This is a genomic window from Winogradskyella sp. SM1960, from assembly GCF_020179375.1.
GTDB classification, from domain to species: Bacteria; Bacteroidota; Bacteroidia; order Flavobacteriales; family Flavobacteriaceae; genus Winogradskyella; species Winogradskyella marina.
The window spans coordinates 206,502-222,466 of record NZ_JAICBG010000003.1 but is presented as its reverse complement, the minus strand read 5'-3'; the positions used below and the strand labels follow the sequence as shown (position 1 = coordinate 222,466).

Annotated in this window: 15 protein-coding genes, 1 tRNA gene and 1 pseudogene; 8 read left to right on the top strand and 9 right to left on the bottom strand. The window is 35.2% G+C overall.

Features of this window, described 5'->3' with window-relative positions; translation table 11 throughout:
* Nucleotides 1-24: 24 nt before the first annotated feature.
* The 3 genes from K1X16_RS09855 to nqrF are packed head-to-tail and all read right to left on the bottom strand — an operon-like array spanning nt 25 to nt 4,060.
* Entirely contained in the window at nt 25-987 is a 963-nt protein-coding gene (locus tag K1X16_RS09855) for an aldo/keto reductase (protein WP_225035967.1), read from the bottom strand.
* The gene (locus K1X16_RS09850; RefSeq protein WP_225035966.1) at nt 984-1,715 is read right to left on the bottom strand and encodes a creatininase family protein; all 732 of its coding nucleotides are present in this window, start codon (nt 1,713-1,715) and stop codon (nt 984-986) included. Before K1X16_RS09850 ends, K1X16_RS09855 begins: the two co-directional genes overlap by 4 nt.
* Before the next feature lie 11 nt (nt 1,716-1,726).
* A complete protein-coding gene (nqrF, locus tag K1X16_RS09845) occupies nt 1,727-4,060 on the bottom strand; it encodes an NADH:ubiquinone reductase (Na(+)-transporting) subunit F (RefSeq protein ID WP_225035965.1) in 2,334 nt (777 codons plus the stop codon).
* 213 nt (nt 4,061-4,273) lie between these two features.
* Between nqrF and K1X16_RS09840 the strand changes: the two genes are divergently transcribed.
* The gene (locus K1X16_RS09840; RefSeq protein WP_225035964.1) at nt 4,274-5,140 is read left to right on the top strand and encodes an AraC family transcriptional regulator; all 867 of its coding nucleotides are present in this window, start codon (nt 4,274-4,276) and stop codon (nt 5,138-5,140) included.
* 118 nt (nt 5,141-5,258) lie between these two features.
* Here the strand turns inward: K1X16_RS09840 and K1X16_RS09835 are convergent, their stop codons facing one another.
* The 3 genes from K1X16_RS09835 to kduI are packed head-to-tail and all read right to left on the bottom strand — an operon-like array spanning nt 5,259 to nt 8,107.
* Complete coding sequence (locus tag K1X16_RS09835; protein WP_225035963.1) at nt 5,259-6,434, bottom strand: DUF4861 family protein; 1,176 nt, start codon at nt 6,432-6,434, stop codon at nt 5,259-5,261.
* Between the two features lie 16 nt (nt 6,435-6,450).
* Entirely contained in the window at nt 6,451-7,245 is a 795-nt protein-coding gene (locus K1X16_RS09830; protein WP_195870365.1) for a gluconate 5-dehydrogenase, read from the bottom strand.
* 19 nt (nt 7,246-7,264) lie between these two features.
* Nucleotides 7,265-8,107, bottom strand: coding sequence for a 5-dehydro-4-deoxy-D-glucuronate isomerase (gene kduI, locus K1X16_RS09825; protein WP_195870364.1), 843 nt, complete (start codon nt 8,105-8,107; stop codon nt 7,265-7,267).
* A 141-nt stretch (nt 8,108-8,248) separates the two neighbouring features.
* On the opposite strand from kduI, the pseudogene K1X16_RS18085 reads away from it, so the two are divergent.
* The 5 genes and pseudogenes from K1X16_RS18085 to K1X16_RS09805 form a co-directional block, all read left to right on the top strand.
* Nucleotides 8,249-8,401: pseudogene (locus K1X16_RS18085) on the top strand (LacI family DNA-binding transcriptional regulator); the annotation flags it as partial.
* Complete coding sequence (locus tag K1X16_RS09820; RefSeq protein WP_410530007.1) at nt 8,396-9,277, top strand: LacI family DNA-binding transcriptional regulator; 882 nt, start codon at nt 8,396-8,398, stop codon at nt 9,275-9,277. The pseudogene K1X16_RS18085 and the gene K1X16_RS09820, both read left to right, overlap by 6 nt.
* 23 nt (nt 9,278-9,300) lie before the next feature.
* Nucleotides 9,301-10,281, top strand: a complete 981-nt coding sequence (locus tag K1X16_RS09815) for a TRAP transporter substrate-binding protein (protein WP_225035961.1) — start codon at nt 9,301-9,303, stop codon at nt 10,279-10,281.
* A gap of 2 nt (nt 10,282-10,283) precedes the next feature.
* Nucleotides 10,284-10,748 (top strand): TRAP transporter small permease, encoded by a 465-nt coding sequence (locus K1X16_RS09810; protein WP_225035960.1) that lies wholly within the window; start codon nt 10,284-10,286, stop codon nt 10,746-10,748.
* A complete protein-coding gene (locus K1X16_RS09805) occupies nt 10,748-12,043 on the top strand; it encodes a TRAP transporter large permease (protein WP_225035959.1) in 1,296 nt (431 codons plus the stop codon). The genes K1X16_RS09810 and K1X16_RS09805 overlap by 1 nt, the downstream gene beginning before the upstream one ends.
* A gap of 173 nt (nt 12,044-12,216) precedes the next feature.
* Here K1X16_RS09805 and K1X16_RS09800 read toward each other — a convergent pair.
* Nucleotides 12,217-12,290: transfer RNA gene (locus K1X16_RS09800), tRNA-Ile, on the bottom strand.
* A gap of 84 nt (nt 12,291-12,374) precedes the next feature.
* On the bottom strand, nt 12,375-12,779 hold the full coding sequence (gene mce / locus K1X16_RS09795) for a methylmalonyl-CoA epimerase (RefSeq protein ID WP_225035958.1): 405 nt from the start codon (nt 12,777-12,779) through the stop codon (nt 12,375-12,377).
* Nucleotides 12,780-12,950: 171 nt separating this feature from the next.
* On the opposite strand from mce, the gene rbfA reads away from it, so the two are divergent.
* A complete protein-coding gene (gene rbfA / locus K1X16_RS09790; RefSeq protein ID WP_195870334.1) occupies nt 12,951-13,349 on the top strand; it encodes a 30S ribosome-binding factor RbfA in 399 nt (132 codons plus the stop codon).
* Nucleotides 13,350-14,552: an ABC transporter permease gene (locus K1X16_RS09785; RefSeq protein WP_225035957.1), complete on the top strand. Its 1,203-nt coding sequence runs from the start codon at nt 13,350-13,352 to the stop codon at nt 14,550-14,552.
* A gap of 354 nt (nt 14,553-14,906) precedes the next feature.
* Here K1X16_RS09785 and dusB read toward each other — a convergent pair whose 3' ends face one another.
* Entirely contained in the window at nt 14,907-15,899 is a 993-nt protein-coding gene (dusB, locus tag K1X16_RS09780; RefSeq protein ID WP_225035956.1) for a tRNA dihydrouridine synthase DusB, read from the bottom strand.
* Nucleotides 15,900-15,965: the final 66 nt, after the last annotated feature.

Sequence of the window (15,965 nt, the reverse complement as noted above, 5' to 3'; positions counted from 1 at the left end):
TACGCAACAAATCTCATATAAGGTTTAAGCCGGCTCAAAATCTTTTTTTAATAGTTGCTTAGCCAATTTTAATTCTGATTCAGTAAAAGACCTTGCTTCTGAAGCAGAGACCGCTCCCTTTAACTCGCTGATATTTTTAGCTCCTGATAAAACCGTTGAAACCCCTTTCTGATCCAATACCCAACGTAAGGCTGCTTGTGGCATATTTTTAACGTCATCTCTCAGTAAAAACTTAAAAGCTTCTACTTGGTCAACACGATCTGCAATGTCTTCACGCGAATAACGTGCATTCAATGTGCCTGCTGCAAAATTTGTATCTTTTGTAATAGCTCCTGATAAAAACCCGTTTGCCAAACACTCTCGTCCAAAGACACCTATTGGGTATTCTTGTAATTCTTCGATTAATTCCTGAGATTCTTTATTCATTAAACTCAACACCACTTGAATAACGTCTATTTTACCTTCTTTTGCCCATTGACGTGCCATATTTTCGGTCTGATGAAACATGGAAATAGAATGCCCAATAAAGCGTACTTTACCTTGTCTTTTTACTTGTTCAATTCCTTCCCAGACATCATCATCGATTTCTTCAGGAGAAAAAGGAGAATGAAAAAACAACACATCAATATAATCGGTTTGTAACCGTTTTAAACTCTCTTCTACAGAGTCAATTACTCGCGACTTATAGAATTGAGACGCTCCATTTTTAATCGTCGGATTTCGTCCAAATTTTGTAGAGATATGTACCTTATCACGTTTGCCTTTTAGTGCCTTTCCTAAAACTATTTCGGCAACACCATCTTGTTCTGGAGTTCCGTATTGTGGTGCTGTATCAAAAATATTTACACCCATATCAATACCGGCATGAATGGTATTTATCCCATCCTTCTCATCAACACCTCCATAAACTTTATTACCAAAAGCCCAAGTACCTAGACTAATTTCGCTAATTTCTATACCTGTTCTTCCTAATTTTCTATACTTCATAAATATTGTCGTTTTAACTCTTCTATAACTAAAGATGCTTTGCTTAGAAATAATTTTGCAATCTTTTGACCTAATGCTTTGGTCGCTAATCTTGGATCGTCACCAGAAACAGCATCTAGTTCTAGCATAATTGATCTGTCCTTTGGTAAGGTCTCTAAATCTACCGTTTCAGGTGCGTAGTATAATTGTAAGGACGTTTCACCTATAGCAGAATGGTTAGCGACCAATAAATCATCAGGTAGTATATCAAATTCTGCTAATGCCCAAAATCTCCTATCCGGATATTTACTATTAAAGGCTTCGGCTACAGTTTTTAAAATGGTGAGATGAGGTTCTCCGGCATGACCAGATAATAAAACAATAATTTTAAAACCTTGCAGAACTAGTTGTTCCAAATACTCTTCACAAGCAAGCCTAATGAGCTTCTCTGAGAATTCAATAGAATGCTTAGGGAAGTTGACACCTGGATAAGATTTAATTAAATTAGCCGCCAAACTAATTACAGGAAAAACAAGACCTCCATTTTTTTCTGCTAAGTCTTTACACAAGCTAAACGCTTTTATACTATCAAGACCAGTAGGATTATGACTTCCATGATATTCAATGGCTCCCCAAGGCAAATATGCAATAGGTGTTTTATTTTGAATTGCTTCAATTTCCTGAGGTCGCATTTGGTCGTATAGTCCCCAAGTAGAAGCTGTGTTTGTAGTGTCATTAACAATATTCATATCATTCTGCATTAAAACTCATCAAAAGCAATTTGATGACTTGTTACTCCCAGTTGAGTCAACATTTTGGTACAGGCCTTAATCATCTTTGGTGGACCGCATAGATAAAATTCTATGGCTTTAGGGTTGGGATGCGTATTTAAATAATTGTCAAAAACGACTTGATGAATAAAACCCGTTTGACCTTCCCATTTATCATCTTCTAACGGTTCAGAAAGTGCTATTTGGAAATTAAAATTAGCATGTGCATCTTCAATACTTTCAAAATAATCATCATAAAATATTTCTTGTATAGAGCGTGCTCCATACCAGTAACTCACTTTTCTATGGGTAGACTCATTTTCGAATAGATGCGCAATATGAGAACGTATTGGCGCCATACCAGCTCCACCTCCAATATAAACCATTTCTCTCTGTGTCGGTTTTATATGAAAATCTCCAAAACTACCAATAGCAGTTACACGATCACCTGGTTTTAGATTAAAAATATAACTAGAACCAATGCCTGGAGGACAATCTTGACCAGGTGGTGGAGTCGCTATACGAACATTAAATTTAAGTGTGTGTTCTTTAAGTCCATTACTGGCTAATGAATAATTATTAACGCGACCAACTTCTGTATTATTACTACTTAAATCAAAAATTCTTTGATGATTCCAAACGGCAGCATAAGGCTCTGGAATATCAAATTGATTGAATGGCATTTCATTATACTCTGGAATGTTAATTTGCATATAATCTCCAGGCACGAATTCTATTTTTTCATTCGTATTTATAGGCTCAAGAATAAGTTCCTTTATAAATGTTGAAACATTTTGGTTACTAATTACTTTTAAATCATAGCGCTTTTTCTTGCGAGAACCTGCTCCACCTGCCTTTTCAATATTTAGCCAGATTTTATTGTTTCGGTTTTCAATAGGATAAGTTGCCAATCCTTGACAAATAGGAGCACGAGCAGGAGAACCATCTTCAATATTAAAACGTCCATTATGTTTTGGGCATTCTATGATTTTACCTTTTATTAAACCTTCACTTAAGTGTGTATTTCCATGTGTGCAAATACCATCTGTAGCATGAAGACAGCCTTGACTATCACGAAAAAGGGCAAAGGTTTTCTTTACATGATCAAATCTAATAATATCTTCAACCTCTAAATCTTTGTCAGCACAAACTTCTAACCAGCCTTCAGAATCAGGTAATACATTGGACTTTACGAAACCTTCTGGTGCGACGTTCTTTCCTTCTGGTAATTTACGTTTCACGTAATAACCAGGTTCTTTAACTTGTCTTTTTATAGCAGGTAGTATTTCACTCCAAGCACTGTAAATAGACGTGTAAACTGGAGGACAATCGTCTTTTATAAGTTCATGTAATTTAGGAAGTGCATGGTAAGGCACAAGTGGAAACATATGATGTTCTGTGTGGTAGTTCATATTCCAATATATAAACCGGCTTATTGGATTCATATAAACGGTACGGCAATTTAAACGGTGATCTAAAACATTTTCTGCTAAACCAGCATGTTGTGTAGTGTTATGCACAATCATCAGCCAAGTCCCAAAAAATTGAGGTAATACAAATAGAAATATGGGAATCCAACTACTCAAAATAATAGACAAACTAATAACAGCAATATAAATTGCTAGGTAAATACGTGCTATTGTAAAAATTTTACCAAATTCAGTTTCTGGAATATACGTTTTTTCCGAATCCGTAATTTTTCCAAATGCATGCCGAATTAAACTTGGAAAGAATGTTTTGTAACCTCCCCAATTAAATAGAGATAAAATAAGATTCTTGATGTTTGGTGGACGTGGTATTTGAATTTCTGGATCGCGTCCTACAATAATAGTATCACTATGATGACGTGTATGACTCCAGCGCCAAACTACAGATTCTCTCATCACCATAAACGATGCTACTTCATAAACAACATTATTCATCCAATCAGTTTTAAATGCTGTTCCATGGCTACATTCATGCCATCTAGAGTCTGAACTTGTACTATAAAAGACAGCATAAATAAGATAAGGAATGACAACCCACCAAGTTCCCCAAAGTAAAATGGTAGCTACTGCTGTACTGACTAAAATAGCAACCAAAAGCAAAGTATCTACAATGGCTGGTCCATCTTTTCTTACCAGTAATTTTCGCATTGTTTTGCGAGGCACAGGAGTTTGATACCAATCTGCCTCAGCAAGTCCTAATTCTATAGCTCTAGCAGCGTTTTTTCCTGTTAGTGCGTAGTCTAATTCAATTTGAGAATTCGGCATAGACGTTTCATGAGCCAAAGTCTTTTCTTTATGTGTTTTTTGTATTACAACCTTTGGTTCTAGATCTATCATTTTAATTTTTTACTGTTTTCATACCCTGTGTTATGTCAAATTTGCAAACGGTTAATTTTTGCTCTTATAAATTGACGTGATGAAAATTGATTATAGCGCCATGAGAAACACTTTATTCAATATGGGTGATTTACAAACTTAGCGGAATCACCTATTCCAAACAATAGACGTTTTGTTGGTTTTGTTGTTCAAAATGTCTACATTTGATTAGATATGGACAGTTTTTTTCACTATTTAGCTGACGACCCTGAAGCCGAGGTTTGGGGTGTTTATGTACCTACATGTGGCTATCAGCATATTTACCCTGGAGCTCAATACCCATTAGAAGGTCACCCAGACACCCATGACTTTCAACAAGTCATGGGCAGAACGTTACCTGGATGCTATCTTGTGTATGTACCTACAGGAAAGGGTACGTTAGAGACAAAATCTGGTAAATGGGAAGTGAACTCAGGAGATGTTATGTTATTATACCCAGGAGAATGGCATAAGTACAAACCAGATGAAGACACAGGATGGGAAGAGTATTGGATGGGCATACGAGGTGAAGTTTTATCTAATAAAATACTTAAAGATTTGTTTCCTAATAACACGTCCTATGTGAAACAAATGGGATATCAGGATGAGCTGATATTTTTATTTAATCAATCTATAAAATTAGTTAAAAGAAATAGCCCAGGATTTAGAAAAATTTTAGCAGGCATCGTTTTACAGTTGGTTGCCTATGTTATTTCTTATGAAAACCAAGAAACAGGTAATCGAGAAGAAGAGCTTTGCAAAAAAATTATTGATTTTATTAGAGAGAATCTTAATACAGATGTAGACTTCAAAAAACTGGCTAGTGAGCATCACTTAAGTTACAACAGGTTTAGAACGGTTTTTAAAAATAATACTGGTATTTCCTTACAGCAATATCTTATTCAAGAACGACTAGAACATGCGAAACGACTTATGGTGAATACCACGCTTTCTTTAAAGGAAATTTCAGCTAAAACAGGATTTAATTCGCTATTCTATTTTTCAAAAGTATTTAAAAATAAAATGGGGTATTCTCCAGGACAAATTAGAAGAAAGCCATAGCTTTAACGTCGTAAAACTATGGCTTTAAGTTATTTTAATGTTCTGAAATTAAACCATAATTCAAGAAATTATCTTTATTGAAACAAGTTTAAACTCCTAATGACATCTGATTTACAGTCTACTTATTCAAGCTAATTTCTAAAGGATTGTTTACACATTTTGAAAATGTAACTATATAGTCTTCCCATGCTTTCTCAGAAGTAAACTGACCACTTTTTTTCCACCCAAAACCAGCGTAATAAACAACCTTATTGTCGATGACTTTAAGATGTGCATAGGCATTACTCAGGTCTTTTATGTCACTATTATAAGTTTCAAAATCGTTAAAATAGTCTTTAGACGCAATAATAGCAGTTCCTAATTCTGAATCGGCATGAGGCTGCCAATAACTCACCCAGCCTTCTTCTTTATTGCCAGAAACTTCACCATCTTTTTCATGCAATGTTAAACCAGCAGAAATACTATTCACACCCTCTAATGACACATTAAATTTTGAAAAATTCTGACCTAAATCTAAACTGATTACTTTTGATTCTATAATGGTGTTTCCGCCTGCATCCCAATTTTCATATTCCAAATAAAAACTAGTTCTAAGAGGACCCGTTGTTATTGTACGCCAATTGGTAAAGTTTTTAGCGGTATAATACGTCGTATCAATTTTTACAGCAATACCACCTACTCCACGACTAGCACCAACATGAAAATCATCTAATCCTTCTCCTGTATCGATATGATAACTTCCGTCTGTTTCAGTTTCTTTTTTGTACCATTTATTAATAATTGGATATTCTACACGTTTTAACCAAGCGTCAACACCACTAGAAAGCGTACCTCCAGGAATACTATCTTCAATCATTTTTTGTGCCGTTGGCCCATATACCCGAAACGCAACTTTATCATTTTCCCACGTATAGTCATCTGTACGTTCTGGTACAAAACGCGAATAACACAAATCTGCTGCTTTAGGTTGTTCTGCTTCGGTAATTGTCACCACCTCAAATTTAGCTACAGATTTTGAAGCCACTTTAGGTTGAAATAAAATGACATCCATAGAGCCATCTCCATCATTATCGACTAATTGGGTCACTTGAAGCTCACCTGTATTCACATCTTTTATACCAATATTTGATGAATTTTCTGCATCTAATGACGTTATATCAATTTCTACCGTCTCAAAAGAGCGTTCAAAATCTAATGTGTTTTTCACGCTAATAACGGTACTATTTTTCTCTTGCTCACAAGCACATAATAGAACTATCAATACTAAAGCAATAGGTTTTTTTATGATTTTCATAATAATATTAGATTTATTAATCTTCGTTGGCTGGTTTACCAATCGTTGCAAGGATTCCACCATCTACATACACAACTTGACCATTAACAAAATCACTAGCTCTAGAACTTAAAAATATAGCTGCACCTTGTAAGTCATCTGGGTCTCCCCATTTTCCTGATGGTGTTCTATTAACAATAAAATCATTAAAAGGATGACCATCTACTCTAATAGGTTCTGTTTGACTTGTTGCAAAATACCCAGGACCTATTCCATTGGTTTGAATGTTGTGTTTAGCCCATTCTGTAGCCATATTTTGTGTCAGCATTTTAAGTCCACCTTTTGCAGCCGCATAAGCACCAACAGAATTTCGACCTAACTCACTCATCATGGAACAAATGTTAATGATTTTTCCACTTTTTCTTTCAATCATTCCTTTCACAACATGCTTAGAAACAATGAAAGGTGCCACTAAATCAACATCAACAACCGCTTTAAAATCGTCCACCTCCATATCTACCAATGGAGTGCGTTTAATAATTCCTGCATTATTGACTAAAATATCAATGGAACCAACTTCTTTTTCAATTTTTTCAATATTTTCTTTTACAGCGACCTCATCTGTAACATCAAAAAGGTAACCGTAGGCTTCAATACCAGATTCTTTATAAGTTGCAACAGCGTCATCTAATTTTGCTTGTGACGAATTTCCGTTTACAACAATTTTAGCACCTGCATTTCCAATACCTTTAGCCATTGCCATTCCTAAACCATGCGTAGCTCCAGTTATTAATGCTGTTTTTCCTGTTAAATCAAATAAGTTAATTGACATAATTGCTGTTTTTAAAAAATTATTTTAACTCATTGATCTTACAGTGATCCATATCTCCGTAGTCTAAATTTTCTCCAGCCATACCCCAAATAAAGATATAGTTACTCGTTCCTGAGCCTGAATGTATAGACCAAGGTGGAGAAATTACAGCTTGGTTATTGGCCATCCAAATATGTCTTGTTTCTTCAGGTTCTCCCATAAAATGGCAGACAGCCTGATCCTCTGGCACCTCAAAATAAAAGTAAACTTCCATACGTCTATCGTGTACATGAGCTGGCATGGTATTCCAAACACTTCCCGTTTTCAATTCGGTCATACCCATTTGTACTTGGCATGTTTCAACCACACTATTTACAATTAGTTTTCTAATTGTTCTGGCGTTTGCTGTTTCTAAAGCACCTAATTCTACCACTTCGGCATCTTCTCTACTAATTTTTTTAGTTGGAAACGTTTTATGAGCAGGTGTAGAGTTTAAATAAAATTTTGCCGGATTTGTAGCATCCTCACTACTAAAGCTAACATCTTTATTTTCTCTACCTATGTATAATGCTTCTTTATAATCTAAATGATAAGCTACACCATTGACAGAAACAGTGCCTTTGCCACCAACATTTATAATTCCTAATTCGCGTCGTTCTAAAAAATAATCTGCTTTTAAGGGCTCTATAGATTCAAGTTTTAATTCATTTTTTACTGGAACAGCTCCACCAGTAATAAATCTATCATAATGAGAATAGACTAAATTTATAGCATCATCTTCCATAACGTTACTAATCAAAAATTCATCTCTTAATCTATTCGTATCGTAATTTTTCACGTCTTGTGGTGATGCCGCATATCGTGTTTGATAGTGAGTTGTCATTGCCAAATATATTTAAGTTAATTTTTGTAAAAGTAATAAAAATATTCAAAATACAATCGATTGTATTTTGAATATCATATATTTGTTACATCATGTTCCTTGATTACAAGTGTAAAAAACGTAATCTAGCAGGTACTAAATAATATTAAAATGCAAAACAATAAGGTTACCATACACGATATTGCTAAGGCCTTAAATCTCGATAGTTCTACAGTATCTAGAGCTTTAAACGATAGCCCAAGAGTGATACAAAAAACTAAGGATATTGTTTTAGCTAAGGCTACAGAAATGGGTTACCAACGCAACCATTTAGCCTCTAGTTTAAGAAAAAGTAAAACAAATACCATTGGAGTTATTGTACCAAGAATTTCGCGTCATTTCTTTTCATCTGTAATTAGTGGTATTGAAGAGACCGCATATGAAGCTGGCTACACGGTTATTATTTGTCAATCGTTAGAGCAATTCAATCGTGAAAAAAAAATTATAAACACGCTTATGGGTCAACGTGTTGGCGGTGTGCTTATGTCCATTTCAATGGAAACCAAAGACTATAAGCATTTAGAAGTCTTAAAAAAGCAAGGTATTCAACTCGTTTTTTTTGATAGACATTGTGACATTCCTAATTATTCTAATGTATTAATTGACGATTTTAATAGTGGTTTTGAAGCGACAGAACATCTCATTTTAAAAGGATGTAAACATATTGCTCATTTTTCTGGTCCGCAAAACTTAGAAATTTATAAAAACAGATTTAAAGGTTATAAGCATGCCCTTTCAAAACATGGTCTGCCCTTTAAAGAAGCACTTGTATTTCCATCAAAATTAATGGAAGAAGATGGTAGGAAAAATTCCGAGAAATTATTAGCCCTACCAAATCCCGTTGATGGTATATTTTCTGCAAACGATGTGGCTGCTATAGGAGCCATAAAATATTTAACTGCCAACGGTGTTAAAATCCCTGAAGATATTGCAATTGTTGGCTTTAGTAATGAACCAATTTCAACAGTTATTAATCCTGCTTTAACCACAATTAATCAGCCAGGAATTGAAATAGGTAAGGCTGCTACAGCATTACTTTTAAAGCAAATAACAAAAGAAAATGGTGCATTAGACGCACAAACCATCATAATGGATTCTAATTTAATAGAACGTCAATCGTCAAAAAAGTGAAAGCTTAATTTAAAATGATTTCAATGAAAACAATTGTTCCAATATTTATTTCATTTCTATTATTAATGACTTTTACGTCTTGTGAAACGTTACAAAGCGATAAAACAATAAAATTAGCTCACGGATTAGACACAAATCATCCTGTACACAAGGCCATGATACGTATGGGTGAAGAGCTTGACAAAAATTCTAAAGGAAAATTAAAATTGGAAATCTATCCTAACCAGCAATTAGGTTCTGAGCGTCAATGCTTAGAGCTACTTCAAATAGGAAGTTTAGATATGACCAAAGTATCTGCGGCAGTGATGGAAAATTTTTCACCAGATATGAAAGTGTTTGGACTTCCATTCATTTTTAAAGATCGCGAACATACGTTTAATGTTTTAGATGGTACTATTGGGAAAGAACTATTGGATGGAGGACAAAAATATTGGCTAAAAGGTCTAGGATATTATGATGCCGGAAGCCGAAGTTTTTACACTAAAGAAAAACCTATTGAAACACCAAAAGATTTAGAAGGCTTAAAAATCAGAGTTATGGAAAGCGTTACAGCCATGCGCATGGTTACAAGTCTTGGTGGTTCTCCTACTCCAATATCTTCGGGAGAATTATACACCGCTTTACAACAAGGTGTTGTAGATGGTGCAGAAAACAATCCTCCGACATTTTATCTTTCAAGACATTATGAAGTTTGCAAGTATTTTTCTTTGGACGAGCATACTACCATTCCAGATGTATTAATTATCAGTACGCATTTGTGGGAAACCCTGAGTGCTCAAGAAAAAGTATGGTTGCAATCAGCTGTAAATGTTTCCGTAGAGTATCAACGAAAATTATGGGCAAAAGCAGAATTAGAAGCCTTAGAAGCTGTAAAAAAAGCGGGAGTTACCGTTGTTAAACCAGACAAAACGATTTTTAAGAATAAGGTAGAATCTATTTATGAATCTTATAAAAATGATGCACAGGTGTATAGCCTCATTAAACGAATTCAAGAAAGCCAATAATTATGAAATTAAGAAAAAAAGTGGATAAGGTATTGGGCACAGCACTCGCCATAATTATGGGAGTGATGGTTATAAACGTATTGTGGCAAGTATTTACACGATTTGCCATGGACACACCAAGTTCATTTACAGATGAATTAGCACGATATCTCATGATTTGGGTCGGTGTCTTAGGAGCTGCTTATATTTCTGGAAAGCGTCTACACGTTGCTATAGATTTGCTGCCATCACGATTGAATAAAAAAGGACAAACAAAATTAAAAGTTGTTATCAATTGGATTATTATTGTTTTTTGCCTTGCTGCGCTAGTAATTGGAGGACTACGATTAGTATATATCACCTTTACTTTAAAACAGTCTTCGCCTGCATTACAAATTCCATTAGCTGTGGTTTATGCGATAATTCCTATTAGTGGCATCTTGATTATTTATTACAAACTTTCTGATATCATAAACAAACAATTATAATGGAATATTTACCTATACTCGTTTTAGTATTTAGTTTTATTGGGTTATTACTACTAAGTGTGCCTGTAGGATGGAGTATTGCCATTTCATCATTATTAACGATGATGACAAGTATAGCCATGCTTCCTGCGTTGACCACTGTATCGCAACGTATGGCGACTGGTTTAGATAGCTTTGCCTTATTAGCCATACCTTTTTTTGTGCTTTCAGGCCAACTTATGAATAAAGGTGGTATTGCACATCGCTTAATAGATTTTGCCAAAACACTTGTTGGTGCGCTTCCCGGTGGATTAGCATTAATCAATGTCATTGCTGCCATGTTAATGGGAGCCATAGCAGGATCAGCCATGGCATCTGCATCTGCTATGGGAAGTATTTTAGGACCCGAAATGGAAAAGGAAGGCTATTCAAAAGAATTTGGAGCAGCCGTAAACATTACATCTTCAACTACAGGATTAATAATTCCACCAAGCAATGTGCTCATTGTGTATTCATTGGCAAGTGGAGGTGTGTCCATCGCTGCCTTGTTTTTAGCAGGTTATATTCCTGGGATTTTAACAGGATTATTTCTTATGATTGTGGCCTCTTTTTGGGCAAAAAAGAAAGGCTATAACGTAGGTAAGAAGAGTTCACTAAAAGACGTTGGACGTACATTCTTTAGAGCTTTTCCTAGTTTAATGTTACTTGTTGTAGTGATTGGAGGTATTGTGGCCGGTATTTTTACAGCCACGGAAGCATCTGCTATTGCTGTTCTTTATACGTTAATCTTAGGCTTTTGGTATAAGGAAATCACCTTTAACGATTTACCAAAAATATCGTTAGAAGCTTGCGGCACCACCGCTATTGTAATGCTTTTGATTGGTGCATCTACGAGCATGTCTTGGGTAATGTCTTACGAGAATATTCCCAATGATATTAGTACAGCTTTATTAGGAGCAAGCAATAATCCCATAGTGATATTACTAATTATTAATTTGATATTATTGGTTGTCGGTATATTTATGGATATGACACCAGCAGTACTCATTTTTACTCCAATATTTTTACCTATCGTAGAAAAGCTTGGCATGGATCCCGTACATTTTGGGATCGTTATGATTCTAAATTTATGTATAGGCCTCTGTACTCCACCTGTAGGATCGGTTTTATTTGTAGGAGTCGGTGTGGCAAATACAACCATAGAGAAAGTGGTTAAGCCACTTTTACCGCTTTTTGCAGCCATGATTATTTCCTTACTATTGGTTACGTATTTTTCAGGATTAAGCTTGTGGTTGCCTGGTCTATTTGGGTATTAAAATGTTATTTTGGAAGTATTCTTCAGAGTTTAAAATATAGATACGCTATCACTTAATATCCTATTAAAGGAAGGATAGATCATGATACCTTTATAAAACAACTATCACTCTTATTATTATCATCTCATGAAAATAAAAAAGCCCTACATCTCTGTAAGGCTTGATTCTACTTGTGGTCCCACATGGACTCGAACCATGGACCACCTGATTATGAGTCAGGTGCTCTAACCAACTGAGCTATAGGACCATTGACAATTGTCAATCACTTCATTTCTAAAGCGAGTGCAATATTACTACATATTTTAAAACTCTACAAGAAAAATAAACCGTTTTAATCCTTTATATCTTGACACAACTCAATTAAAACTCCATTTGTGGATTTTGGATGTAAAAAAGCAATTAATTTATTATCGGCACCACGCTTTGGTTGCTTATGAATCATCGTAAAACCTTCATTCGTTAAACGCGCTATTTCGGCTTCAATATCATCAACGGCAAACGCAACGTGATGCATGCCTTCTCCTTTTTTATCAATAAACTTAGCTATTGGGCTTTCTTCATTGGTGGCTTGGAGTAATTCAATTTTATTGGGTCCACATTTAAAAAAAGACGTTTTTACTCCTTCGCTTTCTACATCTTCAATTTTATAATGTTCTTCTCCAAATAAGGTCTTAAAAAGGGTGTTTGATTTTTCTATGTCTTTTACTGCGATTCCAATATGTTCTATTTTTTTCATCCTTAGTGCCCGCGAAAACGGGTATCTTTTTATTTATTATTCCTTTTATTAAAAAAGATTTCTTGTTTAAGTAACCGCATAAACGGAAACCTCATTAATAATTTACTCCCAAAAATAAGATAATCCTTAAATAACTGCTACTTTTGCAGATGATTAGTGAGATCGATTATTATGGAAGACTATACACAAAGACAAAAAAAAATAGGAGGTATCCTCCAACAAGATTTAGCAGAAGTATTACAAAAGGCAGCTACAGATGGTGGTTTGCGTGGTGTTATTATTTCAGTGAGTAAGGTAAATGTAACTACAGACTTGTCTGTGGCCAAGGTTTATCTCAGTATTTTTCCGAATAAAGAAGCGAAACCGTTATTAGAAGGTATCCGTTCTAATACGCCTTTGATTAGACACGAATTATCGCAACGTACGCGTCATCAATTGAGACGTATGCCGCAATTAGAGTTTTTTATCGATGACTCTTTAGAATATATAGACGGTATTGAGCGTTCTCTTAAAGGTGAAGATAATCCGCTCGAAAACCCAGATTTATTAGGTAAGCGTAAAAAATCTTAAGTGAATTTCCCTTTATATATAGCAAAACGATATCTGTTTTCTAAAAGCAGTAATAATGCTATAAATATAATGACCTTAATTGCGTCTGGAGGTGTTATTATTGCTTCAGCTGCACTTTTTATTGTCCTTTCAGTTTTCGCTGGTTTAAAAGATTATAGTCTTAATTTTTCCACATTTGTAGATCCGGATTTAAAACTAATTCCATCGGAAGGCAAGTCGTTTCAATGGACTGAAAATGATCATACTTCCCTTTTAAAAATTGAAGGGATTTCAGCATCTTCTGAAATTATTGAGGAACGCATTTTTATTAAATCTGAAAACAAAAATCAAATTGCGACGCTAAAGGGAGTAGATGAAAACTACTTAAATGTTACCACCATTGATTCAATGGTCACCAAAGGCAATTGGATTACAGCTAATAGTAATGAGGTTGTTTCTGGTTGGGGAATTTCTAATAATTTGTCTTTTGGTGTTCTCGATTACCTAAAACCACTTTCCTTTTATGTGCCTAAGGTTGGTAAAGGTCAGGCTACTTCGATTCAAGGCTATTATAATTCGGTTTATGTGAATAATGTAGGGCTATTTGATATTAACGAGCAGTTGAATAATAATTATGTGTTTTCAGATATTAAACTCGCAAAACAATTACTAAATTATAAAGACGAGCAGCTCAGTGCCATTGAAATTAAATTGAAGCCTAAAGCGAACGAAGACCTCATAAGATCTGAAATTGAAGCGGCCTTCACAGGAAAATTCAACATAAAAAATAGAGCCGAATTAAATGATGCTTTATTCAAAATGTTGAATACCGAAAACCTCGCCATTTACCTCATCTTTACATTGGTCATTATCATTGCACTATTCAATGTCATTGGTGCGATAATCATGATGATTTTAGACAAGAAGAAATCTTTAAATACCTTGTTTAATATGGGAACAGAAACTAAGGCGATTAGGTCTATTTTCTTTCTTCAAGGTAGCTTAATGACGGTTGTTAGTGGTCTTATTGGTGTTAGTCTTGGATTACTTATTGTGTTTATACAACAGTCTTTTGAGTTCGTTATGTTAACTCCAGATTTAGCGTATCCTGTTCGTATTAATGTATTGAATGTGCTTATTGTTTTGGGTACTATTTTTGGTTTGGGAATTGTGGCTTCTAAAATTGCTTCTCAGCGGATTACTCAAGGGTTGATTAAGAGTTAAGTTTAGATACGAATTGCACTAAACTTTATAGTTATTGGCGGTTTATTGAGAGTGGATTGTTACACTGAGATACACGGAGATTTCACAGAGATGCACGGAGGAAAAGGTAGACATGAAGTACTCTAATTTTAATTAATCTGTTCGTTTGACTTGGCGACTTTGCGGCTTGGCGAGAGATTAATTATTGCACTGAGATACTCGGAGGTTTCACAGAGTTTCGCGGAGGAAAAAAGACAAGACTTTTAAATTAGTTACACAACCCTATTCATCCAGCTTTGCGACTTTGCGACTTAGCGAGAATCTTCAAGCTTCACACTTCCAACTTCATGCTTCCAACTTCCCGCTTCCCGCTTCCTACACAAACTGATAATCAGAAAACTTATCTAAGACTTCATCAAAAGCTGCAAATACATCTTTAGAATCGTCACTAGTGACCATTTTCAAGCGGTACTCTTTGAAATGTGGAATGCCTCTAAAATAGTTGGTATAATGTCTTCGGGTTTCAAAAACTCCTAGCGTTTCACCTTTCCAATCTATTGCCATTTGAAGATGACGTCTGGCGGCTTCAACACGTTCTGCTAACGAAATTGGTTTGAGGTGCTCTCCTGTTTCGAAAAAGTGTTTGACTTGTTTAAAAAACCATGGGTTTCCTATCGATGCTCTACCTATCATAGCTCCATCTAAACCGTAAGAATCTCGCATTTCCATGGCTCTTTCAGGCGATGTGATATCACCATTTCCAAACACAGGAATATGCATTCTAGGATTATTTTTCACCTCTGCAATTGGTTTCCAATCGGCATCACCTTTATACATTTGTGCTCTGGTTCTACCGTGTATTGCAATGGCTTTACAGCCCACATCTTGTAAGCGCTCTGCGACTTCAACTATTTTTATTGAATCGTGATCCCAACCTAATCTAGTTTTTACGGTCACCGGTAAATTGGTACGTTTTACCATTTCTGCCGTTAACTGTTCCATTAAACAGATATCTTTTAAAATACCTGCTCCTGCTCCTTTGGATACGACTTTTTTTACGGGACAACCAAAATTAATATCAATAATATCTGGATTCGATTTTTCGACAATATCTATGGTTTGCAACATGCTTTCCATATTGGCACCAAAAATCTGAATGCCTACAGGCCGTTCTTTTTCGTAGATATCTAATTTCATAACGCTTTTTGCTGCGTTACGGATTAGACCTTCACTAGACACAAACTCAGTATACACCACATCGGCTCCTTGCTCTTTACAAAGTGCTCTAAATGGTGGATCGCTTACATCTTCCATAGGTGCCAAAAGCAATGGAAAATCTGGTAATTCTATGTCTCCTATTTTAACCAAGTGTATATATTTTGATGCAAAACTAATGTTTTTTATTAAAAGACCTCACACGTTATAAAAACCTGT

Bases quoted from the DNA above. Each gene is read 5' to 3' on its own strand.
- K1X16_RS09855 (WP_225035967.1), bottom strand. From the start codon at position 987: ATGAAGTATAGAAAATTAGGAAGAACAGGTATAGAAATTAGCGAAATT.
- K1X16_RS09850 (WP_225035966.1), bottom strand. From the start codon at position 1,715: ATGAATATTGTTAATGACACTACAAACACAGCTTCTACTTGGGGACTA.
- nqrF (WP_225035965.1), bottom strand. From the start codon at position 4,060: ATGATAGATCTAGAACCAAAGGTTGTAATACAAAAAACACATAAAGAA.
- K1X16_RS09840 (WP_225035964.1), top strand. From the start codon at position 4,274: ATGGACAGTTTTTTTCACTATTTAGCTGACGACCCTGAAGCCGAGGTT.
- K1X16_RS09835 (WP_225035963.1), bottom strand. From the start codon at position 6,434: ATGAAAATCATAAAAAAACCTATTGCTTTAGTATTGATAGTTCTATTA.
- K1X16_RS09830 (WP_195870365.1), bottom strand. From the start codon at position 7,245: ATGTCAATTAACTTATTTGATTTAACAGGAAAAACAGCATTAATAACT.
- kduI (WP_195870364.1), bottom strand. From the start codon at position 8,107: ATGACAACTCACTATCAAACACGATATGCGGCATCACCACAAGACGTG.
- K1X16_RS09820 (WP_410530007.1), top strand. From the start codon at position 8,396: ATGGGTTACCAACGCAACCATTTAGCCTCTAGTTTAAGAAAAAGTAAA.
- K1X16_RS09815 (WP_225035961.1), top strand. From the start codon at position 9,301: ATGAAAACAATTGTTCCAATATTTATTTCATTTCTATTATTAATGACT.
- K1X16_RS09810 (WP_225035960.1), top strand. From the start codon at position 10,284: ATGAAATTAAGAAAAAAAGTGGATAAGGTATTGGGCACAGCACTCGCC.
- K1X16_RS09805 (WP_225035959.1), top strand. From the start codon at position 10,748: ATGGAATATTTACCTATACTCGTTTTAGTATTTAGTTTTATTGGGTTA.
- mce (WP_225035958.1), bottom strand. From the start codon at position 12,779: ATGAAAAAAATAGAACATATTGGAATCGCAGTAAAAGACATAGAAAAA.
- rbfA (WP_195870334.1), top strand. From the start codon at position 12,951: ATGGAAGACTATACACAAAGACAAAAAAAAATAGGAGGTATCCTCCAA.